Source organism: Mycobacterium tilburgii (assembly GCF_902168065.1).
Lineage (GTDB): Bacteria > Actinomycetota > Actinomycetes > Mycobacteriales > Mycobacteriaceae > Mycobacterium > Mycobacterium tilburgii.
In genome coordinates this window covers 12,771-37,468 of record NZ_LR655713.1, presented here as the reverse complement: position 1 = coordinate 37,468, position 24,698 = coordinate 12,771, and the positions used below count along the sequence as shown (strand labels likewise).

At 67.7% G+C, this 24,698-nt stretch carries 19 protein-coding genes, 1 tRNA gene and 8 pseudogenes; 15 read left to right on the top strand and 13 right to left on the bottom strand.

Features of this window, described 5'->3' with window-relative positions:
* Window positions 1-2: 2 nt before the first annotated feature.
* Entirely contained in the window at window positions 3-3,689 is a 3,687-nt protein-coding gene (mfd, locus tag FQ389_RS10980; RefSeq protein WP_144207546.1) for a transcription-repair coupling factor, read from the bottom strand.
* A 116-nt stretch (window positions 3,690-3,805) separates the two neighbouring features.
* Here mfd and FQ389_RS21250 point away from each other — a divergent pair.
* Both FQ389_RS21250 and FQ389_RS21610 read left to right on the top strand, forming a co-directional pair.
* Window positions 3,806-3,996 (top strand): annotated as a pseudogene (locus FQ389_RS21250) (diaminopimelate decarboxylase); the annotation flags it as partial.
* 372 nt (window positions 3,997-4,368) lie between these two features.
* Window positions 4,369-4,940: pseudogene (locus FQ389_RS21610) on the top strand (MmyB family transcriptional regulator).
* A 3-nt stretch (window positions 4,941-4,943) separates the two neighbouring features.
* On the opposite strand, the gene FQ389_RS10970 reads toward FQ389_RS21610, so the two are convergent.
* Complete coding sequence (locus FQ389_RS10970) at window positions 4,944-5,537, bottom strand: TetR/AcrR family transcriptional regulator (RefSeq protein ID WP_144207589.1); 594 nt, start codon at window positions 5,535-5,537, stop codon at window positions 4,944-4,946.
* A 173-nt stretch (window positions 5,538-5,710) separates the two neighbouring features.
* Here FQ389_RS10970 and FQ389_RS10965 point away from each other — a divergent pair.
* The 8 genes and pseudogenes from FQ389_RS10965 (at window position 5,711) to pth (ending at window position 11,814) form a co-directional block, all read left to right on the top strand.
* A tRNA-Gln gene (locus FQ389_RS10965) sits at window positions 5,711-5,782 on the top strand.
* 100 nt (window positions 5,783-5,882) lie between these two features.
* The gene (glmU, locus tag FQ389_RS10960; protein ID WP_144207543.1) at window positions 5,883-7,358 is read left to right on the top strand and encodes a bifunctional UDP-N-acetylglucosamine diphosphorylase/glucosamine-1-phosphate N-acetyltransferase GlmU; all 1,476 of its coding nucleotides are present in this window, start codon (window positions 5,883-5,885) and stop codon (window positions 7,356-7,358) included.
* Between the two features lie 106 nt (window positions 7,359-7,464).
* The gene (locus tag FQ389_RS10955) at window positions 7,465-8,445 is read left to right on the top strand and encodes a ribose-phosphate diphosphokinase (protein ID WP_144207586.1); all 981 of its coding nucleotides are present in this window, start codon (window positions 7,465-7,467) and stop codon (window positions 8,443-8,445) included.
* The gene (gene arsC / locus FQ389_RS10950) at window positions 8,446-8,793 is read left to right on the top strand and encodes an arsenate reductase (glutaredoxin) (protein WP_144207540.1); all 348 of its coding nucleotides are present in this window, start codon (window positions 8,446-8,448) and stop codon (window positions 8,791-8,793) included.
* On the top strand, window positions 8,790-9,431 hold the full coding sequence (locus tag FQ389_RS10945; RefSeq protein ID WP_144207537.1) for an LpqN/LpqT family lipoprotein: 642 nt from the start codon (window positions 8,790-8,792) through the stop codon (window positions 9,429-9,431). The genes arsC and FQ389_RS10945 overlap by 4 nt, the downstream gene beginning before the upstream one ends.
* 121 nt (window positions 9,432-9,552) lie before the next feature.
* Window positions 9,553-10,417, top strand: a pseudogene (locus tag FQ389_RS10940) (SDR family NAD(P)-dependent oxidoreductase).
* A gap of 140 nt (window positions 10,418-10,557) precedes the next feature.
* Window positions 10,558-11,226 carry a 50S ribosomal protein L25/general stress protein Ctc gene (locus FQ389_RS10935; protein ID WP_144207534.1) on the top strand — a complete coding sequence of 223 codons (669 nt, stop codon included), beginning with the start codon at window positions 10,558-10,560 and terminating at the stop codon, window positions 11,224-11,226.
* Between the two features lie 12 nt (window positions 11,227-11,238).
* The gene (pth, locus tag FQ389_RS10930; RefSeq protein ID WP_144207531.1) at window positions 11,239-11,814 is read left to right on the top strand and encodes an aminoacyl-tRNA hydrolase; all 576 of its coding nucleotides are present in this window, start codon (window positions 11,239-11,241) and stop codon (window positions 11,812-11,814) included.
* A gap of 12 nt (window positions 11,815-11,826) precedes the next feature.
* On the opposite strand, the gene FQ389_RS10925 is transcribed toward pth, so the two are convergent.
* The 5 genes and pseudogenes from FQ389_RS10925 to FQ389_RS10900 all read right to left on the bottom strand — a co-directional run.
* On the bottom strand, window positions 11,827-13,464 hold the full coding sequence (locus tag FQ389_RS10925) for a fatty acyl-AMP ligase (protein ID WP_144207528.1): 1,638 nt from the start codon (window positions 13,462-13,464) through the stop codon (window positions 11,827-11,829).
* Window positions 13,465-13,792: 328 nt separating this feature from the next.
* Window positions 13,793-14,746 carry a 4-(cytidine 5'-diphospho)-2-C-methyl-D-erythritol kinase gene (locus FQ389_RS10915; RefSeq protein ID WP_186296364.1) on the bottom strand — a complete coding sequence of 318 codons (954 nt, stop codon included), beginning with the start codon at window positions 14,744-14,746 and terminating at the stop codon, window positions 13,793-13,795.
* A gap of 99 nt (window positions 14,747-14,845) precedes the next feature.
* Entirely contained in the window at window positions 14,846-15,766 is a 921-nt protein-coding gene (gene rsmA / locus FQ389_RS10910) for a 16S rRNA (adenine(1518)-N(6)/adenine(1519)-N(6))-dimethyltransferase RsmA (protein WP_144207525.1), read from the bottom strand.
* On the bottom strand, window positions 15,730-16,857 hold the full coding sequence (locus FQ389_RS10905) for a resuscitation-promoting factor (protein WP_260860670.1): 1,128 nt from the start codon (window positions 16,855-16,857) through the stop codon (window positions 15,730-15,732). The genes rsmA and FQ389_RS10905 overlap by 37 nt, the downstream gene beginning before the upstream one ends.
* Window positions 16,858-17,015: 158 nt before the next feature.
* A pseudogene (locus FQ389_RS10900) lies at window positions 17,016-17,861 on the bottom strand (TatD family hydrolase); the annotation flags it as partial.
* Between the two features lie 18 nt (window positions 17,862-17,879).
* On the opposite strand from FQ389_RS10900, the gene metG reads away from it, so the two are divergent.
* From metG to FQ389_RS10880, 4 genes and pseudogenes are all read left to right on the top strand, one after another.
* Entirely contained in the window at window positions 17,880-19,436 is a 1,557-nt protein-coding gene (metG, locus tag FQ389_RS10895) for a methionine--tRNA ligase (RefSeq protein ID WP_144207519.1), read from the top strand.
* Window positions 19,437-19,571: 135 nt separating this feature from the next.
* A pseudogene (locus FQ389_RS10890) lies at window positions 19,572-19,822 on the top strand (PAS domain S-box protein); the annotation flags it as partial.
* Between the two features lie 125 nt (window positions 19,823-19,947).
* Window positions 19,948-20,412: a dTDP-4-dehydrorhamnose 3,5-epimerase family protein gene (locus FQ389_RS10885; RefSeq protein WP_407662848.1), complete on the top strand. Its 465-nt coding sequence runs from the start codon at window positions 19,948-19,950 to the stop codon at window positions 20,410-20,412.
* Between the two features lie 246 nt (window positions 20,413-20,658).
* Window positions 20,659-21,011: pseudogene (locus FQ389_RS10880) on the top strand (sugar transferase); the annotation flags it as partial.
* On the opposite strand, the pseudogene FQ389_RS21245 reads toward FQ389_RS10880, so the two are convergent.
* Together FQ389_RS21245 and FQ389_RS19880 are read right to left on the bottom strand one after the other, a co-directional pair.
* Window positions 20,985-21,151, bottom strand: a pseudogene (locus FQ389_RS21245) (O-antigen ligase family protein); the annotation flags it as partial. The pseudogenes FQ389_RS10880 and FQ389_RS21245 sit on opposite strands and share 27 nt — an antisense overlap.
* 53 nt (window positions 21,152-21,204) lie before the next feature.
* Window positions 21,205-21,429, bottom strand: coding sequence for a P-loop NTPase family protein (locus FQ389_RS19880; protein ID WP_260860669.1), 225 nt, complete (start codon window positions 21,427-21,429; stop codon window positions 21,205-21,207).
* A gap of 549 nt (window positions 21,430-21,978) precedes the next feature.
* On the opposite strand from FQ389_RS19880, the gene FQ389_RS19875 reads away from it, so the two are divergent.
* Window positions 21,979-22,125: a hypothetical protein gene (locus FQ389_RS19875; RefSeq protein ID WP_260860668.1), complete on the top strand. Its 147-nt coding sequence runs from the start codon at window positions 21,979-21,981 to the stop codon at window positions 22,123-22,125.
* A gap of 89 nt (window positions 22,126-22,214) precedes the next feature.
* Here the strand turns inward: FQ389_RS19875 and FQ389_RS10865 are convergent, their stop codons facing one another.
* From FQ389_RS10865 to FQ389_RS10855, 4 genes and pseudogenes are all read right to left on the bottom strand, one after another.
* Window positions 22,215-22,442 carry a hypothetical protein gene (locus FQ389_RS10865; RefSeq protein WP_144207516.1) on the bottom strand — a complete coding sequence of 76 codons (228 nt, stop codon included), beginning with the start codon at window positions 22,440-22,442 and terminating at the stop codon, window positions 22,215-22,217.
* Window positions 22,443-22,451: 9 nt separating this feature from the next.
* Window positions 22,452-22,775, bottom strand: a pseudogene (locus FQ389_RS19870) (EAL domain-containing protein); the annotation flags it as partial.
* Window positions 22,763-22,906 (bottom strand): hypothetical protein, encoded by a 144-nt coding sequence (locus FQ389_RS17955; protein ID WP_186296368.1) that lies wholly within the window; start codon window positions 22,904-22,906, stop codon window positions 22,763-22,765. The gene FQ389_RS17955 and the pseudogene FQ389_RS19870, both read right to left, overlap by 13 nt.
* A gap of 137 nt (window positions 22,907-23,043) precedes the next feature.
* On the bottom strand, window positions 23,044-24,600 hold the full coding sequence (locus FQ389_RS10855; protein WP_144207513.1) for a copper resistance CopC family protein: 1,557 nt from the start codon (window positions 24,598-24,600) through the stop codon (window positions 23,044-23,046).
* Window positions 24,601-24,698: the final 98 nt, after the last annotated feature.

Genomic DNA, 24,698 nt, shown 5'->3' with positions numbered 1-24,698 from the left:
CTTCAACCCGCCGATTTGCGACCGGCGTTGTCGTCGTGCGGCGATGACGAACTGGTTATACCAACCTCTTGCTGCGGTTTCCCCTGCAGGGCCGTCACCAGGCTGGCCACCATCTGCACCAACTCGACGTCGCGCAGGCGCGGCGCGCCAACACCCCCGGCCCGCGGAATCGGCACCGACACCGTGGACGTGTTGGCGCGATAGTTGGCGGCCGGATACATCCGCTTGAGCCGCACCTGAGCCGAATCGAGCAACGTCAGCGGGGACAACCGCACCTTCGCCGCCGACGGAGCCGAGACTTCGATGATGCCCGAGGCGCGACACAGCAGCCGCAGCCGGGCCACCGCCACCAGCCGCTGAGCCGGTTCCGGGAGCGCCCCGTACCGGTCGATGAGCTCTTCGACGACGGCGTCGACGGCCGCGTCGTCGGGAGCGGCGGCCAGCCGCCGGTAGGCCTCCAGCCGGAGCCGGTCGCTGGCGATGTAGTCCGGCGGCAGATGCGCGTCGACCGGCAGGTCGATCCGCACGTCCTTGGGCTCCTCCGCCGTCGTCACCGTCTCCCCGTCGGCGGCGGCCTTGTACGCCTCGACGGCCTCGCCCACCAGCCGCACATACAGGTCGAAGCCGACGCCGGCGACGTGGCCGGACTGCTCGACACCCAGCACGTTGCCCGCACCACGGATCTCGAGATCCTTCAGCGCGACCGCCATCCCGGCACCTAGTTCGTTGTTATGCGCGATCGTGGCCAGCCGGTCGTAGGCCTTCTCGGTCAGCGGAGTGTGCGGTGGATAGAGGAAGTAGGCGTATCCGCGCTCCCGGCTGCGGCCGACCCGGCCGCGCAGCTGATGCAACTGGGACAGGCCGAAGGTGTCGGCCCGCTCGACGATCAGCGTGTTCGCGTTGGAGATGTCCAGGCCGGTCTCCACGATCGTGGTGCACACCAGGATGTCGTATTCGCGGTTCCAGAAGCCCTGCACGGTGCCTTCCAGCCGCTCCTCGGGCATCTGCCCGTGCGCGACGACGACCCGCGCCTCCGGCACCAGCTCGCGCACCCGGGCCGCGGCCCGGTCGATCGAGCTGACCCGGTTGTGCACGTAGAAGGCCTGCCCGTCGCGCAGCAACTCGCGGCGCAGCGCGGCGGCGACCTGCTTGTCGTCGTGCGGGCCGACGTAGGTCAGCACCGGGTAACGCTCCTCGGGCGGGGTGAGGATCGTCGACATCTCCCGGATCCCGGCCAGGCTCATCTCCAACGTGCGCGGAATCGGGGTGGCGCTCATGGTCAGCACGTCGACGTGGGTGCGCAGCGACTTGATGTGTTCCTTGTGCTCGACCCCGAAGCGCTGCTCCTCGTCGACCACCACCAGGCCAAGGTCCTTCCACCGCACACCGGTCTGCAGCAGCCGGTGCGTGCCGATCACGACATCCACCGACCCGTCGGTCAGGCCCTCGATCACGGCGCGTGACTCGCCGGGGTCGGTGAACCGGGACAGCCCCTTGACCGTCACGGGGAAGCCGGCCATCCGGTCGGTGAACGTCTGCAGATGCTGGTCGGCCAGCAGCGTGGTCGGCACCAGCACCGCGACCTGTTTGCCGTCCTGCACGGCCTTGAACGCCGCCCGCACCGCGATCTCGGTCTTGCCGTAGCCGACGTCGCCGCAGATCACCCGGTCCATCGGGATCGGCTTTTCCATGTCGCTCTTGACCTCGGTGATGGCGGTCAGCTGGTCGACGGTCTCGGTGAATCCGAACGCGTCCTCCATCTCGGCCTGCCACGGCGTGTCCGGCCCGAACGCGTGCCCCGCGCTGGCCTGGCGCTTGGCGTACAGCGACACCAGCTCGCCGGCGATCTCGCGCACGGCGCGGCGAGCCTTGGTCTTGGTGTTGGCCCAGTCGCTGCCGCCCAGCTTGGACAGCGCGGGCGCCTGCCCACCGACATACCGCGACAGCTGGTCGAGCGAGTCCATCGGGACGTACAGCTTGTCGGATCCGCCGCCTCGCTTGGCCGACGCGTACTCCAGCACCAGGTACTCGCGGCGGGCGCCGCCGACGGTGCGTTCCGTCATCTCGACGAACCGCCCGATGCCGTGCTGGTCGTGGACGACCAGGTCGCCGGCGGTCAGCGCCAGCGGGTCGACGGTGTTGCAGCGCTTGGCGGCCAGCCGCTTGCCTTCGGGAGACGTGGCCCGGTTGCCAGTCAGGTCGGTCTCGGTGATGACGACCAGGTTGGCGCCGGGGATGACGACACCGTCGTGCAGCGGCCCCTTGAGCACCCCGACCACCCCGGCCTTCGGGGCGGCGCCCGGTTCCAATATGGCGGCGGGTGTGTCGGACTCGGCGAGCCGCTCCACCACCCGGTGCGCGGTCCCGGTGCCGGGCGCGACTACCACCGCGTAGCAGCCTGTGGAGACGTGTGCGTGCAGCATCGCGAAGATGCTTTCGATGTCGTGCTGATGCCCGCGCGCCGACGGCGCCGCCCGCACGTCGAGCTCCACGGCCGAGTCGTCGGACAGCTGACTCAGCGTCCACCACGGATGACCGGCCGCCACGGCCGCAGCGTGCACGTCCTCGAGTTCGACGAAACCCGAACCGCCCAGCTGCTCGATGTCCACGGGAGCGTCCGTGCCGAGCGCCGCGACCGACCAGGACGCCTCCAGGAATTCGCGTCCCGTCTTGATCAGGTCCGCGGCCCTGCTGCGCACCTTCTCCGGGTCGCACACCAGCACCGGCGTGCCGGCGGCCAGCTGATCGGTCAGCAACGCGTGGGCCCCAGCTTCGCCCTCGGCCCCTTTGGTGGCGGGGTGCAGCACCGGAAGCAGCGCCTCCATGCCGTCCACGGGTATGCCCCTGGCAAGCTTGGCGAGCATGTCGGCGACGCTGCCGGTGATCGCGCCCTCTCTGGTCGGATGCGCGGCAGCCAGCGCGGCGGCCCGCTTGCACACCTCGTCGGTGAGCAGCAGTTCGCAGCAGGCGACCGCGACCAGGGTGTCGACCTCGAGCTCCGGGATGGACCGCTGGTCGGCGACCGCGAACATCCGCATCTCGGTGATCTCGTCACCCCAGAATTCGACGCGCACCGGGTGCTCGGCGGTCGGTGGGAAGACGTCGAGAATGCCGCCGCGAACCGCGAATTCGCCGCGCCGCCCGACCATGTCCACCCGGGTGTAGGCGAGTTCGACCAGCCGCGCGATCGCACCGTCGAAGTCGACTTCCGCACCGACGGTCAGGGTGAGCGGCTCCACCTGGCCCAGCCGCGGCGGCATCGGCTGTAGCAACGAGCGCGCGGCGGTCACGACGACCTGCAGCGGCGGCCCCAACCGCGCGTCGTCGGGATGCGCCAGCCGGCGCAACACCATCAAGCGGGTGCCGACGGTGTCCACGCCCGGCGAAAGACGTTCGTGCGGCAGCGTTTCCCAGGACGGGAAGATCGCGACGGCGTCGCCGAAGACACCACGCAGTTCAGCGCCGAGATCGTCGACCTCGCGGCCGGTGGCGGTGACCACCAACAACGGGCCGCGCCGCGCCAGCATGCTGGCGACGAATACTCGCGCGCTCGCCGGACCGACCAGGTTCAGCGTGGCCGGTCCGGCCGCCGCGGCGGCGGTGATCTGCTGGAACGTTGGCGCTGTCAGCGCCAATTCGACGAGCCCCGCGATCGGGGTTTCTGGGCAAGCAGGCCCCGGTGCGGTCATGATGCATTCATTCTAGGGTCCCGGCGAAGCCGCAGAACGACGTCAAGATTGCCGGGGGCTGTCAAAGGATCGTAAGGATCAGGTCACGGGGGTCCGTCCGAGCGCACTTTGAACTCATGACATTGCTTTACATGCTGCCCTCCACCCGCCGGGCGGCGCCCCGGCGGGTGGATCCCGCGATCTGGCCTGCCACTACGCATTCCGACCAGGAAGGCCGGCTGTGCGTCGGCGGTAGCGCTTACGGACATCGCGGACGAACACCCCCACCTATGCGATCGACGAAACAGATTTTCGTCAGCGCGTCCGGTCAGGCAGTCGTCCGGTTGTCGTAGGACCGCCAGGGCCAGGCAAAGCCCGCGCGGATCGCGCACAGTGAAGCGGTGGAGTCGTGGGAGTTCGGCCGAACCCTCAGGCGGTGGCGTGACCGCGTCCAGCCGGCGGATGTCGGCACCCCGGTCGGCGGGCGGCGGGGCTGCGCCGCGAAGAGCTCGCCGGGCTGGCCGGGATCGGTGGACTACCTCACCAGGCTCAAGCAGGGCCGGGCCACGTCGCCGTCGGTGCAGATCGTCGAGGCGCTGGCCCGCACGCTGCGGGTTTCCGACGCCGAACGCGGCTGTTCCGTTTGGCCGGGCACGTCGCGCCCGGGGTCGACGTCGTGTCGTCACGCATCACGCCGAGCATGCAGCGCCTGCTCGACCGGCTGGCGCACAGGACCGTCGCCGTGTTCGACGCGACCTGGACCCTGCTGGCCGCCAACACGCCGTACGACGCGGTGATGGGTCCGACGACGGATTGGCGCGGAGTCGAACGCGACAGCGTCTGGCGCAACCTGGTCGGCCCCGGCAACCGCGTCGTCCACACCCCGGCTGAACAGGCGGAATTGGAGGCCGGGCTGGTCGCCGACCTGCGGCTGACCGCGGCCCGGTATCCGGCTGATCAGCGACTCAGGCAGCTGATCCAGGATCTCGCGGCGCAGAATCCCCGGTTCGTCGAGCTGGGTGAGACGGCCGACGCCCGACCATGGCCGCCCGCAAGACGATCGACCATCCCGTCGTAGGGCACCTCACGCTGGACTGCGACGTGCTGATCGTCGCCGCCGACGACCTGCGCATCATGCTCTACACCGCCGAGCCCGGAACCGGCGACGCGGAACGCCTCGCGCTCGCGATCGTCGTCTGTACCTCCAAGTGGCGCAAGCGAATACGGCCGCGGTCCGTCTTCGCCGAGGGAACGCAGTCGCTGGTCGAGTGAGCGTTATTCGTCTTGCAGCCGCGGATCGGATTCCAGATGGGTCAGGCCGTTCCACATCAGGTTGACCAGGTGCGCGGCCACCACTTCCTTCTTCGGCTCGCGCGTGTCCAACCACCATTGCGCGGTCATCGACACCGAACCCACCAACGCCTGGGCGTACAACGGCGCCAAGTTCGGATCCAGGCCACGGCGGGCGAAGTCGCCGGCCAGAATGGAACTCACCTGGCTGACGGCGTCGTTGAGCAAGCTGGAATAGGTACCGGTGCTGATCGACGCCGGCGAGTCGCGGATCATGATCCGGAAGCCGTCAGTCCGTTCCTCGACATAGGTGAGCAGCGCCAGCGCGACCCGCTCCACCCGGACCCGGGACCGGTTGTTGGTCAGCGACGACGTGATGCCGTCCAACAGCGCGGACATCTCACGGTCGACGACCACGGCATACAGACCCTCCTTGCCGCCAAAATGCTCGTAGACGACCGGCTTGGAGACGTTGGCACGCTGGGCGATCTCTTCGATCGAGGCACCCTCGTATCCGCGCTCGGCGAACAGTGCGCGAGCGATGCCGATCAGCTGGTGTCGACGCTCGCTGCCGGTCATCCGGGCGCGTGGCGCACGCACCTCTTTATCCGGGGCTGCCACGTCACTCAGCGTATCGGTTCGCTCGACCGCAAAGGCCCGGGTTTCCCCGGCGCCGCGAGCGGTTCGCATCGCCGTCCGACTAAAGTCTTGGTGGCGCGGTTGGCAGGTACCGCCACCGCCGTGGTCGACAGTCCGTCGTGGTGTAATCGGCAGCACCTCTGATTTTGGTTCAGATAGTTCAGGTTCGAGTCCTGGCGACGGAGCTTCGGCTGCTTTCGGCTCATCCGTGGGCTCGCCGGTGTCGAGCCTTTGCCATTGGCGCAGGTGCAATGACAGTCTTGGGGCTGAGCACGAGGAGAGTCGATGTCGTTACGGGGTGACACAACGGTCCTGGTCCTGGCGGCCGGGCCCGGCACCCGGATGCGATCGGACACCCCGAAGGTGCTGCACACGCTCGCCGGACGCAGCATGCTCGCTCACGCCCTGCACTCGATCGCCAAGGTCGCACCGCAGCGGCTGGTGGTGGTGCTGGGCCATGAACACCAGCGCATCGCGCCCGTCGTCGCCGAACTCGCCGACACCCTCGGACGCCCGATCGACGTCGCGCTGCAGGACAGCCCGCGCGGCACTGGCCACGCCGCGCTGTGCGGCCTGTCCGCGCTGCCGCAAGATGACGCCGGCGTCGTGGTGATCACCTCGGGCGACACCCCGCTGCTGGACGCGGACACGCTGGCCGATCTGATCGCCACCCACAACGCGGTGTCGGCCGCGGCGACGGTGCTCACCACCACCCTGAGCGATCCGTTCAGCTACGGCCGCATCCTGCGCACCCAGGACGACGAAGTGATGGCGATCGTGGAGGAAGCCGACGCGACGCCGGCGCAGCGCAGCATCGGTGAGGTCAACGCCGGCGTCTACGCATTCGACGCCACCGCGTTGCGGTCGGCGCTGGGCCGGCTCAGCTCCAACAACGCCCAGCAGGAGCTCTACCTGACCGACGTGATCGCGATCCTGCGCGGCGACGGACGGACCGTGCACGCCCAGCATGTGGACGACAGCGCGCTAGTGGCCGGTGTCAACAACCGTGTCCAGCTGGCCCAGCTGGGCGCCGAGCTTAACCGCCGCATCGTCGCCGTGCACCAACTGGCGGGGGTCACAGTGATCGATCCAGCCACCACGTGGATCGACGTCGACGTGACAATCGGTCGCGACACCGTTGTTCATCCGGGCACGCAGCTGCTCGGCCGCACCCAGATCGGCGGGCACTGCGTCGTCGGCCCGGACACCACGCTGACCGACGTCACCGTCGGCGACGGTGCTTCGGTGGTGCGCACGCACGGCCAGTCGGCAGCGATCGGCAGCGGGGCCACCGTCGGCCCGTTCACCTACCTGCGGCCCGGCACCGCCCTGGGCGCCGACGGCAAGCTCGGCGCGTTCGTCGAGGTGAAGAACTCCACCATCGGGACGGGCACCAAGGTGCCGCACCTGACCTACGTCGGCGACGCCGACATCGGCGAACAAAGCAATATCGGGGCGTCCAGCGTCTTCGTCAACTACGACGGCACCACCAAACGGCGCACCACGGTCGGCTCGCACGTGCGCACCGGCTCGGACACCATGTTCGTGGCGCCGGTGACCGTCGGCGACGGGGCTTACACCGGGGCGGGCACTGTGCTGCGTGAGGACGTTCCGCCGGGCGCGCTGGCCGTGTCCGGCGGCCCGCAACGCAACATCGAAAACTGGGTGCAGCGTAAACGCCCAGGCACCGCCGCCGCCGAAGCCGCCGAGAAGGCCGCCCAGCAAGCCCCACCGCTTCCTGAACCGCCTGAATCCAAATAGAAACCATGAATTTGGTGGCATGCAACCCAACGATCATTCCGTACGATTCGCTACGTACGATGAGCAGCACTTCCATCATCTCGACCCGAACGGCAAGGGCAGCACGTTGAGCCTCGACTGGACCGACAATCGCAAAAATCTGATGCTGCTCTCCGGCCGGGCGCATCCCGAGCTCGCCGAACAGGTCGCCAAGGAACTCGACGTCCACGTGACGGCGCAGACCGCGCGGGAATTCGCCAACGGCGAGATCTTCGTGCGCTTCCACGAATCGGTGCGCGGCTGCGACGCGTTCGTCCTGCAGTCCAATCCGGCGCCGGTGAACAACTGGCTGATGGAACAGCTGATCATGATCGACGCCCTCAAGCGGGGCAGTGCCAAGCGGATCACCGCCGTCATGCCGTTCTATCCCTACGCTCGCCAGGACAAGAAGCACCGCGGCCGCGAACCCATCTCGGCCCGACTGGTCGCCGACCTGCTCAAGAAGGCGGGGGCGGACCGCATCGTCACGGTCGACCTGCACACCGACCAGATCCAGGGCTTCTTCGACGGGCCCGTCGACCACATGCGCGGCCAGAACCTGCTGACCGGCTACATCCGGGACAACTACCCCGACAGCAACATGGTCGTGGTCTCCCCCGACTCCGGCCGGGTGCGCATCGCCGAGAAGTGGGCTGACGCGCTGGGCGGCGTGCCGCTGGCCTTCATCCACAAGACCCGCGACCCGCGGGTGCCCAACCAGGTGGTCTCCAACCGGGTGGTCGGCGAGGTCGAAGGCCGCACCTGCGTGCTGATCGACGACATGATCGACACCGGCGGCACCATCGCCGGCGCGGTGAACCTGCTGCGCCAGGATGGCGCCAGCGACGTGATCGTCGCGGCCACCCACGGCGTGCTGTCGAACCCGGCCACCGAGCGGCTGGCCGCGTGCGGCGCCCGCGAAGTCATAGTCACCAACACGCTTCCGATCGGCGATGAAAAGCGCTTCCCACAGCTCACCGTGCTGTCCATCGCGCCGCTGCTGGCCAGCACCATCCGCGCTGTCTTCGAAAACGGTTCTGTCACAGGTCTATTCGACGGAGACGCCTAGATGGCTTCTGGTTCCGTCATCTACCACAATCCCAAGTGCAGCACCTCGTGTAAAACCTTGGACTTGTTGCGGGACAACGGTTTAGAGCCGACGATCGTGGAGTATTTGAAGACTCCGCCGTCCCGTGAGGAACTCGCGACCATGATCCGCGACGCGGGCATCGACGTCCGCACCGCGGTACGCAAACGCGAATCGCTGTACACCGGTCTCAATCTCGCCGATGCCACCGATGACCAGCTGCTCGACGCGATGGCCGAACATCCCATCTTGATCGAGCGGCCGTTCGTCGTCACGGCGAAAGGCACCCGGCTGGCTCGGCCGATCGACGCGGTGCACGAGATTCTGTGAGAAGGCTGGCCGCCGCGATCGCCGCGCTGACCCTGGCAGTGGTCGCGTGTGGACCCAAAAGTCCCGACTACTCGTCGGTTTGGACGACGAGCTCGACGGCCACCACCACGACCACCGACCGTCCGGTGCCGCTGTCGATGTACCTGAACAGCATCGGCGTCACTGGACAGCAGGTGGCACCCGATTCGCTGACCGATCTGCGGGTGTCGATACCGACCCCGCCGGGGTGGTCGCGGTTCACCGATCCGCACATCGCACCGGAGACGCTAATACTGGCCAAAGGCGGCAAGTACCCGACGGCGAGACTCGTGGTGTTCAAACTCAACGGCGAGTTCGACCCGGCACAAGTCATCAAGTACGGCAACGACGACGCCCAATTGTTCGAGAACTTCAAACAATTGGACGTTTCGATGGACCCGTTCAACGGGTTTCCGTCGTCGATGATCCAGGGCAGTTACAACAGCGAGAACGGCACCCGGCTGCACAGCTGGAACCGGATCGTGCTGCCGACCGGGCCGCCACCGGCAAAGCAGCGCTACTTCGTCCAGCTGACCATCACCGGCCTAGCCGACCAGGCGGCGGCGCAGGCTCCCGACATCGACATGATCATTCACGGCTTCGTCGTCGCCGCCAAATAGGGGCGGCGCGAGGAGCGGGCAGCCCGGCGAGGGTGTCGTCGTGGTCGTCGCGGGCGGCTTGGCCGCAGCCGCTCGGACATCTCGGGCAATCGCGAGGTTGCCATCGCTAGGGTGGTCAAGCATGACCGACTGGACCGCCGCCGATCTGCCGTCATTTGCCGGATGCACCGTGATCGTCACCGGCGCCAACAGCGGCCTGGGCGCGATCACCGCCCGCGAGTCGTCCAGCAACGGCGCCACCGTGATCCTCGCCGTGCGCACCCCGCCAAGGGTGAGACCGCCGCCGCAAAGATGAGCGGTGACGTCGAGGTGCGCCGGCTGGATCTGCAGGGCCTGTCGTCGGTGCACCAGTTCGCCGACGGTGTCGACCGCGGCCGCCCTGCTGATCAACAACGCCGGCATCATGGCCGCCCCGTTCGCGCTGACCAAGGACGGCTTCGAAAGCCAGATCGGCACCAACCACTTCGGCCATGTCGCGCTGACCAACCTGCTGCCGCCCAAGCTGACCGACTGGGTGGTGACGCTGTCGTCGATGGCGCACTGGGCCGGGCGGATCAACCTCGACGACATCAACTGGCAGTCCCGCCGATACTCGCCTGGCTTACAGCCAGTCGAAGCTGGCCAACCTGCTGTTCACCAGCGAGCAGCAGCGGCGGCTGCGTTCAATTGGTTCGCCACTGCGCGCGGTGGCCGCCCATCTGGGTTACTCGCACACCAACCTGCAGGGCGCCTCCGCCGCCCGGTGGGCGACGCGCTGATGACGGCCGCCACCCGCGTGGTGGCCACCGACGCCGACTTCGGCGCGCGGCAAACGGTGAACGCCGCGTCGCAGGATTTGCCGGGCGGACACCTTCATCGGCCCCAAATTCGGTTGGATCGGACACACCCAGCCCGTCGGTCGCAGCCGTCGAACCTAGGATGCGCGCACCGCCGCCGCGCTCTGGGAACGCTCCGGGCAGCTCATCGGCACCAAATTTCCCCTCTGAGGTGCCGATGGGATACCCTGGCCGGGCGTCACGGCGAGGGTGATTGGCGTACCGCCAGCACCGTTATCGACGGCGACCGACAGATGTCGCGACCCTGGCCGTGCCTTGACACTTAGGTCTGAGCACACAGGAGCGACACAATGGCGAAGAAATCCGCAGTCAACCAACTCACGGCCACGGTGCGGACCGAGACGGGCAAGGGCGCGTCCCGCCGGGCCCGCCGCGACGGCAAGATTCCCGCCGTTCTCTACGGCCACGGCATCGAACCGCAGCACCTCGAGCTGCCCGGGCACGACTTCGCGGCCGTGCTGCGGCACTCGGGGACCAACGCGGTGCTGACGCTCGATATCGAGGGCAAGGAGCAGCTGGCGCTGACCAAGGTCCTCGACATCCACCCGATCCGCCGCACCATTCAGCACGCCGACCTGCTGGTCGTGCGTCGCGGCGAGAAGGTCACGGTCGAGGTCCGGGTCGTCATCGAGGGTGAGCCCGTGTCCGGCAGCCTGATCACCCAGGACACCGACACCATCGAGATCGAGGCGGACGCGCTGTCGGTCCCCGAGCAGCTGGCCGTCTCGGTGCAGGACGCCGAGCCCGGCACGCAGATCGCCGCGGGCCAGATCCCGCTGCCCAAGTGCGTCACTCTGGTGTCCGACCCGGAGATGCTGGTGGTCAACGTGGTCACCGAGCCGACCGCCGAGGACCACGAGGAAGAGGGCGCGGAGGAGACCGCCGAAGCCGCTGAGCACGCCACCGAGGGCACCGGAGCGGCCGACGAGGGCGAGGCGTCCGCCGAAGCGTCCGAGTAGGCGGCCACCGAGATGGCCGAACCGCTCTTGGTGGTCGGCCTGGGCAACCCGGGCGAAACCTACGCCTGCACCCGACACAACCTCGGGTTCATGGTCGCCGACCTGCTCGCAGCGCGGATCGGCTCGAAATTCAAGGCGCACAAGCGGTCCGGCGCCGAGGTCGTCACCGGCCGGTTGGCCGGCCGCGCGGTGGTGCTCGCCAAACCGCGCTGTTACATGAACGAATCGGGTCGCCAGGTGGGGCCGCTGGCCAAGTTCTACTCGGTGCCCCCTGCCGACGTCATCGTCGTTCACGACGAACTCGACCTCGAGTACGGCCGCATCCGGCTCAAGCTGGGCGGCAGCGAGGGTGGCCACAACGGGCTGCGCTCGGTGGCCGCGGCGCTGGGAACCAAGGACTTTCAGCGGGTACGGGTCGGCATCGGGCGGCCGCCCGGCCGCAAGGATCCGGCGGCGTATGTGCTGGAGCCATTCACCGCCAAGGAGCGCCCGGAGATCCCCGCAATCTACGAGCAGGCCGCCGACGCGACCGAGCTGCTGATCGAATTGGGATTAGAGCCCGCGCAGAACCGCGTACACACCTGGTAGAACCGGCGACCGCTAGCCGGTGACCAGCGTGACCGAGTTGGACCGGCGCAGCTTGCCCGACGGTGTCTTTGGGATGGTGCCGGGACCGAGGACCACCACATTGCGCGGACGCATGTCGACCTCTTTGAGAACCTCGCGCGCCACCTCGTGCTCCATCCGTCGCACCTCGGCCGGGTCCTGGAACGCGTTGGACTCGACCGCCACGGCGAACGTCTCGCGCGAGTGCCCTGCGTCGAGCCGGACCGCGACGGCGCACCCCGGCCGGACACCGTCGACGCGGCAGGCCGCCCGCTCGATGTCGGTCGGATAGATGTTGCGCCCGGCCATGATGATCACGTCCTTGACGCGGCCGCAGACGACGATGTGGCCCTCCTCGGTCAGATAGCCGAGGTCGCCGGTGTCGTACCAGCCGTGCTCGTCCTGGGCCGAGATAAAACCGCCCATGGTTAAGTAGCCCGGGGTCAGCGACTCGCCCCGCAACTCGATGACGCCGACGCCACGCGGGGGCATCACGTTGCCCTGCTCGTCGATGATGCGAGCCTCGAGACCCTGCAGCAGCGGGCCTAGGGTGGCCAGCCGGCGGGTGTTGCCCTTGGTGGCGGGCACGGCCCGGCGCAGGGCGGCCAGCAGGTCGGCGTCCACCTCGTCGACTACGAGCCCGGCGTTGCACTCCGAGAACGAGACGGCCAGCGTCGTCTCGGCCATCCCGTAGGCGGGCAGGATCGCCGACGGGCGCAGGCCGAACGGCTTGCCGGCGTCCAGCAGGTCCTCGACGTCGGCCGGCTCGACCGGCTCGGCACCGGACAGCGCAAAGCGCAGGGTGGACAGATCGAACTGCCCGGGCTTGGCCTGCCGGCGCAGCCGCTTGGCCAGCAGCGCGTAGGCGAAGTTGGGCGCCGCCGTCATGGTGCCTCGGTATTTGTCGATCAGCTTCGCCCAAAGCAGGGCGTCACGCAGGAAGTCCATCGGCGTGACCTTGACCAGCTCCGCGCCGAAGTACATCGGAATGGTGAGGAAACCGACCATGCCCATGTCGTGGAAGCAGGGCAGCCAGCTGACCATCACGTCTTTGTCGATGTCGTACTGGGCGCCGATGAACATCGCCTCGGCGTTGGAGTAGATGTTGCGGTGCGTGATCTGGACGGCCTTGGGCGATCCGGTCGAGCCCGACGTCAGCTGCATCAGCGCCAGGTCGTCTTCGCCGACTTCAATCGGGTCGACCGGCTCGGACGCCAGCAGGTCGGTGACGGTGAGGACCTTGATGCCCTTTTCTTCCAGCACCGGGTTGGCGACCAGGAAGGGCTCCGAGACGATCACGACCCGGGCCTCGATCATGCCGATGACGTTCATGGTGTCTTCGGCCCACATGACCAGATCGGTGCGCGGGGTGGGCTGGTGCAGCATGGTCAGGCTGGCGCCGCGCATCCAGAGGCCTTGGGCGGTGGGCGCGATCTCTACCGGGTAGCCGGCCAGCACGCCGACCGCGTCGCCGAGCCCGATGCCCGCGGCGGCCAGGCCGCCCGCGATGCGGCGCGCCCGCTCGTGGACCTCACCCCAGGTGTGACGGACGGTTTCGTGCGGCTCACCGGTGACCATGCCCTTTTTGGAGACGCGGGCGTTGTGGAACATCTTCTCGGTAAACCTGCTCACGCAAACCTCCTTGGTTCCTGGCGCCGTCCCCAACACCCGGGATTTCATGTTCCGCTTTCCAGGCAAGACTTTGCAGCAGGCACGCGAGCATAGTTGGGAAGCGGTTAGATCTCGAAACGGTGACGTCTCAGCAAACCGATGTCCGGTTGCCCGATCGCTGAGCACGCGGTCCGACCAGACGGAACCAAATGGCCGTCCACCTGGGCTGCCGGCGAACGGCCAGGCCGAATGCTCGTCCTGACCTAGATTCCTCACCGCAAGCTATCTTAAACTCCTCTTAAGTAGCAACCCACCATTTCGCCGATTTGAGTCTGATTTCACAGCTTGTTCAGCCGGCGGTCATCGGCGCCGAAACCACCCGCGCCCCGGGCACCGGGCCGCTGGTGACCCGCACCGCACGACACACCCCCGCCGCCGACAGCGCCATGCCTACGTCGACCGCCGAGGGCGCCGACGCGCACAGGAACGCACACGTCGGGCCGGAGCCGGACACGATGCCGGCCAGCGCGCCCGCGTCCTCCCCGGCGCGCAGCGTGCGCCGCAGCTCCGGGCGCAGGCTAATCGCGGCGTCCTGCAATTCGTTGCCCAGCAGCGGCGCCAGCTGCTCGAGATCGCCCGCCGCCAGCGCGGCCAGCACCGGCCCGGGCTCGGCGAGCCGGGACTGGTTGGTCGTCTCCCGGAGCCGGTCGAGCTCGCCGAACACCTTGGGCGTGAGCAGCTCACCGTAGGCGAAGGCCAGCACCCAGTGAAAAGTGTTCCGCGACAACACCGTCGCCAGCTCCTCGCCGCGCCCGGTGCCCAGCACCGTGCCCCCGTGCAACGCGAACGGCACGTCGCTGCCCAGCCGTGCGGCCAGCATCCGTAGGTCGCGGCGGGGAACGTTGAGTTCCCACAGCGAGTTCATCGCGACCAGCACCGCCGCGGCGTCGGCGCTGCCGCCCGCCATGCCGCCGGCCACCGGAATGGATTTGTCGATCATGATCGACACGTCGGGCGCCCGGCCGACGTGCTCGGCCATCAGCTCGGCGGCCCGCCAGGCCAGGTTGCGCTCGTCGGTGGGCAGCTGCTCGGCGCCCTCGCCGACGAGTTCCAGCGTCAGGACGTCGGCATTGCGGACGGTCAGCTCGTCGAGCAGCGAGACGGCCTGAAACACCGTCGTCAGCTCGTGATAGCCGTCCTCACGACAATCGCCGACCGCGAGGTAGAGGTTGACCTTGCCGGGGACGCGGACGGTGACTGACCCGGTGGGCACCCACTGCGCGGCGGTGCTGCCGTCAGACATCCTCGGTCACCCAGCCAGCCACCGCCACGGCAGCAGACTATCGCTGCACGGAGGCGACTTCACGCATCACCGCCCGACCGGCGCCGCGCCGACCGGCCGTCAGCCGCCGGAGGTCTGCGGTTGCGCGGAGTCACCGGAGCGGCGCAGCAGGCGCACGAAATCCTCGATCGACAGCGTCTCACCGCGCCGGGCCGGATCGATGCTGGCCGCGAGCAGCCGGTTCGCCGACTCGTTGCCCGATCCCGCCCAATCGAGGAAGGCGTTGCGCACCGTCTTGCGCCGCTGCGCAAACGCGATGTCGACCAGTTCGAAGACCTGCCGGCGGAAGGCATCGTCGGTGGGCCACGACGCGCTGGCGTACCGGTCGATGCGCACCAGACCGGAGTAGACGCGCGGCACCGGCCAGAACACGGTCGGCGAGACGGTGCCGCACCGGCGCACCGTGCCGAAGAAGCGCACCTTGACGCTGGGCACGCCGTATTCCTTGCCGCCCGGTTCGGCGGCCAGCCGCTCGGCGACCTCGGCCTGCACCATCGCGGTAACGGTCTGGATGGAGGGGAACTCGGCGAGCAGGTGCAGCAGCGCCGGGACGGCCACGTTGTAGGGCAGATTGGCGACGACGGCGGTGGGCTGCCCGGCGACCTCGTCGCGCCGCAGCGTCAGCACGTCGCGATTGGACACGGTCAGCCGCTGGGATTCGCTGTGCGAATGCTCGGCCACGGTCTGCGGCAGCCGCCCGGCCAGCACGGGATCGATCTCGACCGCGGTGACCGCCGCGCCGCGGTCGAGCAGCGCGAGCGTGAGCGAGCCAAGTCCGGGTCCGACCTCGAGGACGTGGTCGGAGCGGCCGATCCCGGAGACCAACACGATACGCCGGACGGTGTTGGCGCCGTGGACGAAGTTCTGGCCGAACGATTTTCGTGGCAGAAACTCAAGTTCTTTGGCCAGCCGTTTGATATCGCTGCGTCCGAGCAGCCGGATTGTCAGCGTGCACCAGCTCTTCCGCTGCACACCGGCCACGCGCCCCAGCCCTGGCGCTCCCTGGTCACCTCGGCGATCGTGATCTGCTCCTCGCGGGTGGCGAGGTCGGCGCGGGGCGGGAACCGCAGCCCGCCGTTGCGCTCCCAGGTGCCCTGATCGAACTGCACGCCGCCGTAATAGCCGTTGCCGGTGTTGATCGCCCAGTTGCCGCCGGCCTCACAACCCGCGATAGCGTCCCAGATGGCTCCGTCGCTGATCGGGCCGACGTCGGTGCCGGGCTTGGTGCCGACCCGGACGACGGAGTCGCGGGCCGGGGTGATCACGATGTTGGCGATCGGCAGCCAGCCGGTCTCCACACCGTTGACCGTGGCCACCGCGAAGGTCACGTCCTGCGTTCCCGGGGCACCCGGGTCCTCGACGACCTGGCGGCTCATGTTCATGTCGGGGTCTTCGACCCGATGCGCGGTGGGCGGCAACGGGATCCGCTCGGTGACCTTCTCGATGCGGTTGCGCGTCACCTGGATCTGCATGCCGTCGACGATCGGCGACGTCGCGCTGGGCACCACCTGGTCGCTATCCTGCAGCGGCATGCCGGCGGCGTTGAGTAGGCCGGCGACGTTGGGCGCGGGCAGGTGAACCGTGCGGACCTTGCCGCCGTCATTGATCTGGACGGTCTTGGCGCTGACGACCGGCAGTGCCATTCCAGCCAGCGGGACCCGGCTGCCTCGGGAGGCGGCGGCCGGCGCGGTGTCGGTCATCGCGAGCTGGGCCAGCGCCTCGTCCACGGTGGACGCCGTGGTCCACACCCGCTTGGTGTCGCTGCCGTCTAGCGAGATCTCCAGCGGCCGGCTGCGCCGCAGCACGATCTTGTCGGCGTTGTGCACCTGGACGTCGGCGGCGGGATACAGATCGTCACGCTCGCTGACGACGTAGCCGTTCTCTTCGACGACGTCGATGACCCGTGACTGCATTGTGGTCACCCGCATCGCGACGCCGTCGACGGTCAGCGTCACCGTTTTGGCTGCCGAGACCGCAAAGCCGCCGGCGAGGACGAGGACCACGAGCAGCCCTCCAACGACGAACCGCAACATCGGGGACGGAGTCTGATCGAGTTTTCTCAAGACGGTCAACGCGCGTCTACCCCATGTTCAGCAACCACTTAAACAACTTACCCAGCAGCTTTCGACAACAGTACGATAAACCAACGATTTGATCACAAGACAGTAACGAACCGGTCAATCTGGAGCAACCCGAGCCGAATTGTGTTGCCGAAATCACCCGACCGGCTCGCAAGTCCGTAGACCCGCCGGGCATTGCTCGTGGTGGCCCGCGCCAGCTCCGCTGCCGGGCGATCGAGCAGTTCCGCGATCGCCCGGACAGTATATGGAAGGCAATATGACTCGTTGGGCGCGCCACGATAAGGATGCGGTGTCAAAAAAGGCGCATCCGTTTCCACCAGCAGCTGCTCAGCCGGGATCAGCGGCACCGCCTCGCGCAGTGCGCGGGCGTTGGTGAAGCTGACCGTTCCGGACAGGCTGAGCAGCCAGCCGGCGTCGACGCAGCTTCGCGCCATCGCGCTGTCGGAAGAGAAGCAGTGGAAGATCACCTTGTCCGGGGCGCCCTCCGCCCGCAGGACGTCGAGCACCTCGGCGTCGGCGTCCCGGTTGTGAATCATCAACGGTTTGCCGATTCGTTTGGCCAGGTCGATGTGCCACGCGAACGCCTCGCGCTGCACGTCGGGCGCGGCGCACCCGTCCAGCCGGCCGGGCCAGAACAGATCCAGTCCGGTCTCGCCGACGGCCACCACCCGCGGATGCGCGGCCAGCCGCTCGATCTCGGCCCGCGCCCGGTCGTCGAGCGCGCAGGCGCGCGTGGGGTGCAGCGCCACCGCGGCGTAGACCCGCGGATCCCATTCTGCGGCCCGGGTCACCCAGCGCGCCGAGTTCAAATCGTCGGCTATGGTGACGGCCGCGCCGACGCCGACCGCCGCGGCGCGGTCCATGATCGCCGCCACCCCGGCGGCGTCCTCGGCCCCGCACGCGTCGAGGTGGGTGTGGGCATCGATCAGGGGCACCAACGGTTCCGGGGCGGGCGGGGCTTGTCGTTCACCGGGTCGGCTGGAGCTCACGCGCACACAATAGGGTGAATCTCGATGAGGCCCTATTACGTCACGACGGCGATCGCGTATCCGAACGGCGCACCGCACGTCGGTCATGCCTACGAATACATCGCCACCGACGCGATCGCCCGCTTCAAACGACTCGATGGCTTCGACTTGCGCTTCCTGACCGGAACCGACGAACACGGTCAGAAGGTCGCCGAGACCGCGGCCGCCGCCGGCGTGCCGACCGCCGAGCTGGCTCGGCGTAATTCCGATGTGTTCCAACGCATGCAGGAAGCGCTGAACATCTCGTTCGACCGTTTTATCCGCACCACCGCTCCCGACCACCACGAGGCGTCCAAGGAGATCTGGCGGCGGATGGAGGCGGCCGGCGACATCTATCTGGCCACCTATTCCGGGTGGTATTCGGTGCGCGACGAGCGGTATTTCACCGATTCGGAGACCGAGGTGGTCGACGGCACCCGGATCGCAACCGAGACCGGGGCGCCGGTGACCTGGAGCGAGAAGGAGCAGACCTACTTCTTCCGGCTCTCGGCGTACACCGACAAGCTGCTGGCCCACTACCAGGCCAACCCCGATTTCATCGGCCCCGAGGTGCGCCGCAACGAGGTGGTCAGTTTCGTCGCCGGCGGGCTGACCGATTTCTCGATCTCGCGCACCACGTTCGACTGGGGCGTGCAGGTGCCCGGGCACCCCGACCACGTCATGTACGTGTGGGTCGACGCGCTGAGTAACTACCTCACCGGCGCCGGATTCCCGGACACGGATTCGGAGTTGTTCCGCCGCTACTGGCCCGCCGACCTGCACATGATCGGCAAGGACATCATACGGTTCCACGCGGTGTATTGGCCGGCGTTTTTGATGTCGGCCGGAATCGAGCTGCCGCGAAGGGTTTTCGCGCACGGGTTCCTGCACAACCGTGGCGAGAAGATGAGCAAGTCGGTGGGCAACACAATCGACCCGGTGGCGCTGGCGGACGCGTTCGGCGTGGACCAGCTGCGCTACTTCCTGCTGCGCGAGGTGCCGTTCGGTCAGGACGGCAGCTACAGTGAAGAGGCCATCATCAACCGGATCAACACAGACCTGGCCAACGAGCTTGGGAACCTGGCCCAGCGGTCGCTGTCGATGATCACCAAGAACCTCGATGGGGTGATGCCCGAACCCGGCGAGTTCACCGCCGCCGACACCGAGCTGATCGATCTCGCCGACTCGTTGCTGAACCGGGTGCGGGCCCACTTCGACGACCAGGCCATGCACCTGGCCCTGGAGGCGATTTGGCTGATGCTCGGCGAGGCCAACCACTACTTTTCGGCGCAGCAGCCGTGGGTGCTCCGCAAGAGCGAGACCGAGGCGGATAAGGTCCGGTTCCGCACCGTGCTGTACACCACGTGCGAGGCGGTGCGCATCGCGGCGCTGCTGGTGCTGCCGGTCATGCCGGAGTCGGCCAACAAGTTGCTAGACCTGTTGGGGCAGCCGGCGGAGCAAAGGACATTCAGCGCCGTGGGCGTGCGGCTGGTCCCCGGCACGGTGTTACCGTCGCCCACCGGCGTGTTTCCACGGTATCAGCCACCCTCCGAAGAGCAGTAGGCGGAAATGGGAACTGGCACCGACTCACCGCAAAATGCCTGCGTTCAGGAATTGGTGTCAAACATGGCCTCTGGCATAGACCATAATCGGCCTGTGGAGCGACGACAGAATCGGCACCAACAAAATCAATCGCCGATGACCACCATGAAACAGTTGCCTGCCCTGGTCGTGCTGGAACGGATTCCGGTTCCGGTGCTGGCAGTGGGCGACGACGGCACGATCTTGTTCACCAACACCGCATTTGCAGAAATGGTGGGCTACGAGCCGGAAGAAGTATTGGCGTTGCCGTTCCGCGAAATTTTCCACGAGGCTCCGGATTCGGAATCCCTGCTGTCGCTCGTGCACGCGCTGGCAAAATGGTCGTCGAATTAGTGCACAAGGACGGCGTTGACCGTGATCGGGCCGCTGGGCCCGGCGGATACCGGGAGGACGACGTTGGAGTGGTTCCAACCGTCGGACGAGATCAGGATCGCTGGTTCGACGAATCGATGGCCTGCTGCGCACTCGTCACGTGGGTGTAGATCGGCGTGGAGCTGATCCGTTGCAGTCCGACCTTCCACGCCGTCCGGACCGACATCCTGTTCAACTACACCCGCGGCACCGTGCGGGCCTGCACTATCACAACGAGGCCAAGCTGGTGCGCTGCACCCGCGGCGCCATCACCGCCGCGGTCGTCGACATCCGGCCCGAGTCGCTGACGTTCGGCGATCACGTGCTGCTGGAGCTAAACGCAGACGACCACCGGGCGCTGTTCTTGCCGCCACACATCGCACACGGCTTGCAGACGCTAACCGCCAACACCGAGGTCGACTATCAGGTCAGCGGAAAATACCCGCTGTCCGATGAACACGGATTGCGGTGGGACCACCCGGAATTCGGGTTCGAGTGGCCGTTGCCGGTGACCGTCATCTCCGAGGAGGATGCCAGCTGGGCCGCATACGCATCCGCGCCGCTCCGGAGCATCGCATCATGCTGAGGGGCGCGTGGCGCGCGCCGGTTCTGTGTACGACCTATCAGCCATGCGCTACCTGAGGACGTCGCGCCATGATCATGCCGATCGCGCCGGCGCCGTCGACCACGGCGTTCCGGCCCAACCAGCCGCCGGTTAACCGGAAGCCGGCTAAGATGATCGCGCTGCCGGGCAACCGGACTCCGGGTTCGGCCGTCGCACACCGGGCGGCTCCGTGTCGATCCCACGCGGCGCTGGCGCAACCTGTACGCCGGGCGGCTGCGCGTCAGCGACTCGGTCATCGTTTTCGCCTCGATCATGCATGCTCAGTACGTCCGGTTCGGCGAATCCCCCGCCCGCACCTCGGCGTACTCCGGCCCGGTGATGACGCTGTTCTCGGTGCTCTTCGCGACGCTGTGGCTATCGGCTCTGGCCGTGTTTCAGACCCGGTCACCGCGCGTCATCGGTGCCCCCGGCATCGACGAATACCGGGGGATCGGCAGAGCGTCGTTCTGGACGTTCGGAATCATCGCGATGGTCACCCTGCTCGCCAAGGTCGACCTGGCCCGCGGTTATCTGGCGATCGCGCTATCGTCGGCACCCTCGGGTTGCTGAGCAGCCGCAGCGCCGAACCGGGTGACCGCGACCATACCTTCGGTTTCACCCAGTACACAATCAGGCACAACAGGGCGGCGATCAGCATCACGCCCTCGGTGGTGCGGCGGACGGAGAGCACGCCGAACAGGAAGCTGCCCAGCAGGAACATGGCCACCGGTGCGGCCGTCACCACCAGGCGGTCGCCGTTGCGCAGGTAGAAGATCACGCAGACCCGCTGATCTTTCCGCGATAGGCGCGGGCCGCGGCTCTGGTGTGCACGGAGGGGGTGACGTCGGTGAGCACGGTGCCGATGATGTTGGCGCCGGAGTCGCGCAGCGCGGCCACCGCGTCGGAGAGTTCGTCGATGGTGGTCCGCTTGGCGCGGACCACCAGCACCGTCGCCTGGCCGACGCCGGCCAGCAGCCCGGCGTCGGCCGTGGCCAGCACCGGGGGCCTCGACGACGGTTCGGCCGAACCGTGACGACAGGTTGGCCAGCACGCTTTCCGGGCAGTTCCGCCAGCGTCGGCAGGCCGGTGATCACCTCCAGCTTCTCGCGGGTGCGCACGGTGCGATCGGTTGGTCTCGCGGGTGACGCCACGGCGACGGCGAGCAGCACGCCGGCGACCAGCCCCATCGCCAGGTTGCGCACCGGCGACGGCGCAATCGCATGGTTGGGCACCCGCGGCGCCTCCACGACGCGAGCCCTCGCGACCGGCAGCGGCTTGGCCGGCGGCTGGCCGGGCGCCTCGGACGGTTTGGTCGCCGCTGTCGGGCCGCGGCGCTGTGGTGATCGGCGCGTTCGGGTTGGGCCGCGCCGTCACGCCGAGCGTCGGGACCATGGCGGCGAACTGATCGGCCATCGCCCCGGCCAGCGCCGCGGCCCGGTTGGGATCGGTGTCTTTGACCGAGATCGTGATAGAGCATCGACTTGGCGGTGTACTTCACTTGGGTCTGGGTTACGAGCGCGTCCGGGGACACGGGCACTTGAAGCTGGCGTGACCGCGCGCTCGGCGATGGTGCGCCCGCCGGGGATCTGGGTGTACAAGGAGAGCCGCTCCTGGGCGGTCAACGTGCCGTTGTACAGCTCGGTGAGATCGGTGGCACCGGAGAAGGAGATCAGGATCGTGGCCGAGGACTGGTAGTGCTTGGTCCGCAGCGCTGTGTAGACCACGGCGCCGATCACGCAGGCCAAGAACGCGCCCACGGCGAGCTTTCCAGTGCGCCGCCATAATCAGGATAAAAGTACGGAAATCCATCCATTTAATATCCTTAATACCGGCCCCATCAGCAGATCTTCGTACTGGCCGCGCAGCGGGTTCGGCACCTCCTGCACCCCCATCGGGATGGCTGGCGTCGCGATCGCACTCAGCGGCTCGGGGGCGCCCGGTTTGCCACAGCCGGTGGCGAGCAGTGCCACGCACCCGACAACCGCCGCGATCTTGTTCGCTATACGGACCACGTTGCGATGCTAGATTGCGCGTTGCGACATGGCCTGACGATCGGCGAAGAACGGCATCGGCATCCACCGCGCCGCCAGCAATGCCTCCATCGCGGGACCGGTGACCGGCTTCGACAGCAGAAATCCTTGCGCCCGGCGGCAGTCGTGCTACATCAAAGTCAATGCGGCAGTTGGTGTTTCGACGCCCTCGGCGACGATCTGCAGGCCGAAGGCTTCAGCGAGGCCGATGATGGCGCGGACGATGGCGAGGTCGCTGGCGTTGGTTCCCAAGTCACGAACGAATCCGGCGTCAATTTTGAGCGTGTCGACCGGAAGCGACTTCAGGTGCGACAGCTGCCGTCCACCCGGAACGGCTCGACCAACTGGACGAGGACGTTTTGGCTCACCTGCGTCGCCGTGGACGCGGAGACCTCCATCAGCTGCGCCGCGACCGAGGTCAGGACCAGGTCCAGGCTGCGCGGCATGGGTCCTCCGTGGGCACATATCCCGGCCGAAAGGCCAGATACGGCAGGTCACCGATGTGATGGGTGAGAAAATGGTATCACGCGTTACCGGATTGTTTTGGCTATGACCAGCCGCGACCTGCTCGATGCGGGCCCGGTCAGCCCCGGGTAGCGGCCAGGCTAGAGCGCGGAATATCGAGCGCCGCAACCGGGTACAGCCCGGACCCGTCGCGCCCGTCGCGGGCCAGCGCCATCGGTCCGTAGTTCACCACGTGCGTGGCGCCGGGCTTGTGCTGTTGCCAGTCGACGGATGCGCGCAGCGTGTAGTGCCCCGGCGCCAGCCCGGCCAGGTCGACGTGCACCGTCTCGGTGAACGTCGCCGGGACCGCCTCCTCGCGCGACGGGCTGGAATCGTCGTGGACCAGCGTCTTGAGGTTGACCGTCGACGGCAGGGTGCGCACCACCGCGCCGGAGGAGTCCACCAGCTTGTAGCCGGGCGCCCACCGCTCGGTGGTCGCCGCCGAACCGTAGTTCGTCCACTCCACCAAGATCGCCGCGACCTTGCCCTCGATCGACTGCGATCCGGGTCGCGCCTGGATCGAATACCGGTACCCGGCGGCCGCGTTGGCCTGTGCCCATAGCGCATAGAGCTTGGGGTTCATCGCCGAGGTCGAGTCGCGGTCCGGAAAGTACGTACTCGACGTCATCGACACGTGGTAGCGGAGGACGTCGTGCAGCCCTTTTTCGTAGTAGGTCTTCGGGTCGGTCCCCGCGGGCAGCGGGCACCACTGCGTGATCACCGGCGCCGAGGCCAGCCGCTGCTTTAGCACGTTGACCACCGCGTCGTTGTTCCGGACGTATTGGGAATCCCCGGATTCCGCCCAGGCCGGCAACGGCGACTGGGTGCCGAGGCACTCGGCGCGGATCCCCACCGGGGCGGACAGCCGCTTGGTGACGTCGTCGGCGAGCAGCGCCCGCACGATCTCCGGGTGCTGCGGGGCGACCACCAATTGGGTATGCGGAAACGCGTTGACGTTGGCCGTCACCAGCTGCCGAACCGAGGCGTCGCTGATGCCCTGATCGCGGAACTGGCTGTATCCGGAGAACTCGAAGACGCTGAGCCGCTCGTCGCCGTTGTAGCGGCGGCCCAGCGCCGCCAGCAGCCGGCAGAATGCGTCCAGATAGCGTGGGTCGTCCCAATTTGGCACGACCTGCGGCGTCCTGGACCCGTTCGGTGCCGCGGGGTAGCTGGTCGACGCCGGCCGCATCCACTCGGGGATGGCGATCGTCGTGTCGTGCGGGTCCGTGTTGACGGTGGTGATGCGCAGGCTCAGCCGCATGTTCCGGCTGGCGAGCTTGTTCAGGGTGTCGTCGATCGCGCTGAAGTCGAACTTGCGATCGTCGGGCGCGTCGGGAGGCAGCGTGGCCGGATCGATGGGCTGCAGCTGCCGCCACGAGATCCGCATGCTGGCATCGTAGGACGCCGGCCACGCCGGATACCGCTGTTGGGCCGGATTACCTTGCGGGAAAAGCGGATTCAGCAAATCTTCGTACTGGCCACGCAACGGGTTGGCGATCTCCTGGGCGCTGGGTGCGATGGCCGGACTGACGATAGCCGACAACGGACCGGGATCGCTGTGTTTGCTGCACCCACTCAGCACGACGGCCGCGCAGGCAGCAACCGCCGCCACGCTTTGTCTCGCTGTCCGGATCATCGTTGCGATGCTAGAGGGCCGCCCCGGCCGCGGGCAGCGGCGGCACGGCCACCCGACCCCGAAATGCAGTGATACAGCTCACAGTCGGGCGAGTAATG

Bases quoted from the DNA above. Each gene is read 5' to 3' on its own strand.
- mfd (WP_144207546.1), bottom strand. From the start codon at position 3,689: ATGACCGCACCGGGGCCTGCTTGCCCAGAAACCCCGATCGCGGGGCTC.
- FQ389_RS10970 (WP_144207589.1), bottom strand. From the start codon at position 5,537: ATGACCGGCAGCGAGCGTCGACACCAGCTGATCGGCATCGCTCGCGCA.
- glmU (WP_144207543.1), top strand. From the start codon at position 5,883: ATGTCGTTACGGGGTGACACAACGGTCCTGGTCCTGGCGGCCGGGCCC.
- arsC (WP_144207540.1), top strand. From the start codon at position 8,446: ATGGCTTCTGGTTCCGTCATCTACCACAATCCCAAGTGCAGCACCTCG.
- FQ389_RS10935 (WP_144207534.1), top strand. From the start codon at position 10,558: ATGGCGAAGAAATCCGCAGTCAACCAACTCACGGCCACGGTGCGGACC.
- pth (WP_144207531.1), top strand. From the start codon at position 11,239: ATGGCCGAACCGCTCTTGGTGGTCGGCCTGGGCAACCCGGGCGAAACC.
- FQ389_RS10915 (WP_186296364.1), bottom strand. From the start codon at position 14,746: ATGTCTGACGGCAGCACCGCCGCGCAGTGGGTGCCCACCGGGTCAGTC.
- metG (WP_144207519.1), top strand. From the start codon at position 17,880: ATGAGGCCCTATTACGTCACGACGGCGATCGCGTATCCGAACGGCGCA.
- FQ389_RS17955 (WP_186296368.1), bottom strand. From the start codon at position 22,906: ATGCCGCGCAGCCTGGACCTGGTCCTGACCTCGGTCGCGGCGCAGCTG.
- FQ389_RS10855 (WP_144207513.1), bottom strand. From the start codon at position 24,600: ATGATCCGGACAGCGAGACAAAGCGTGGCGGCGGTTGCTGCCTGCGCG.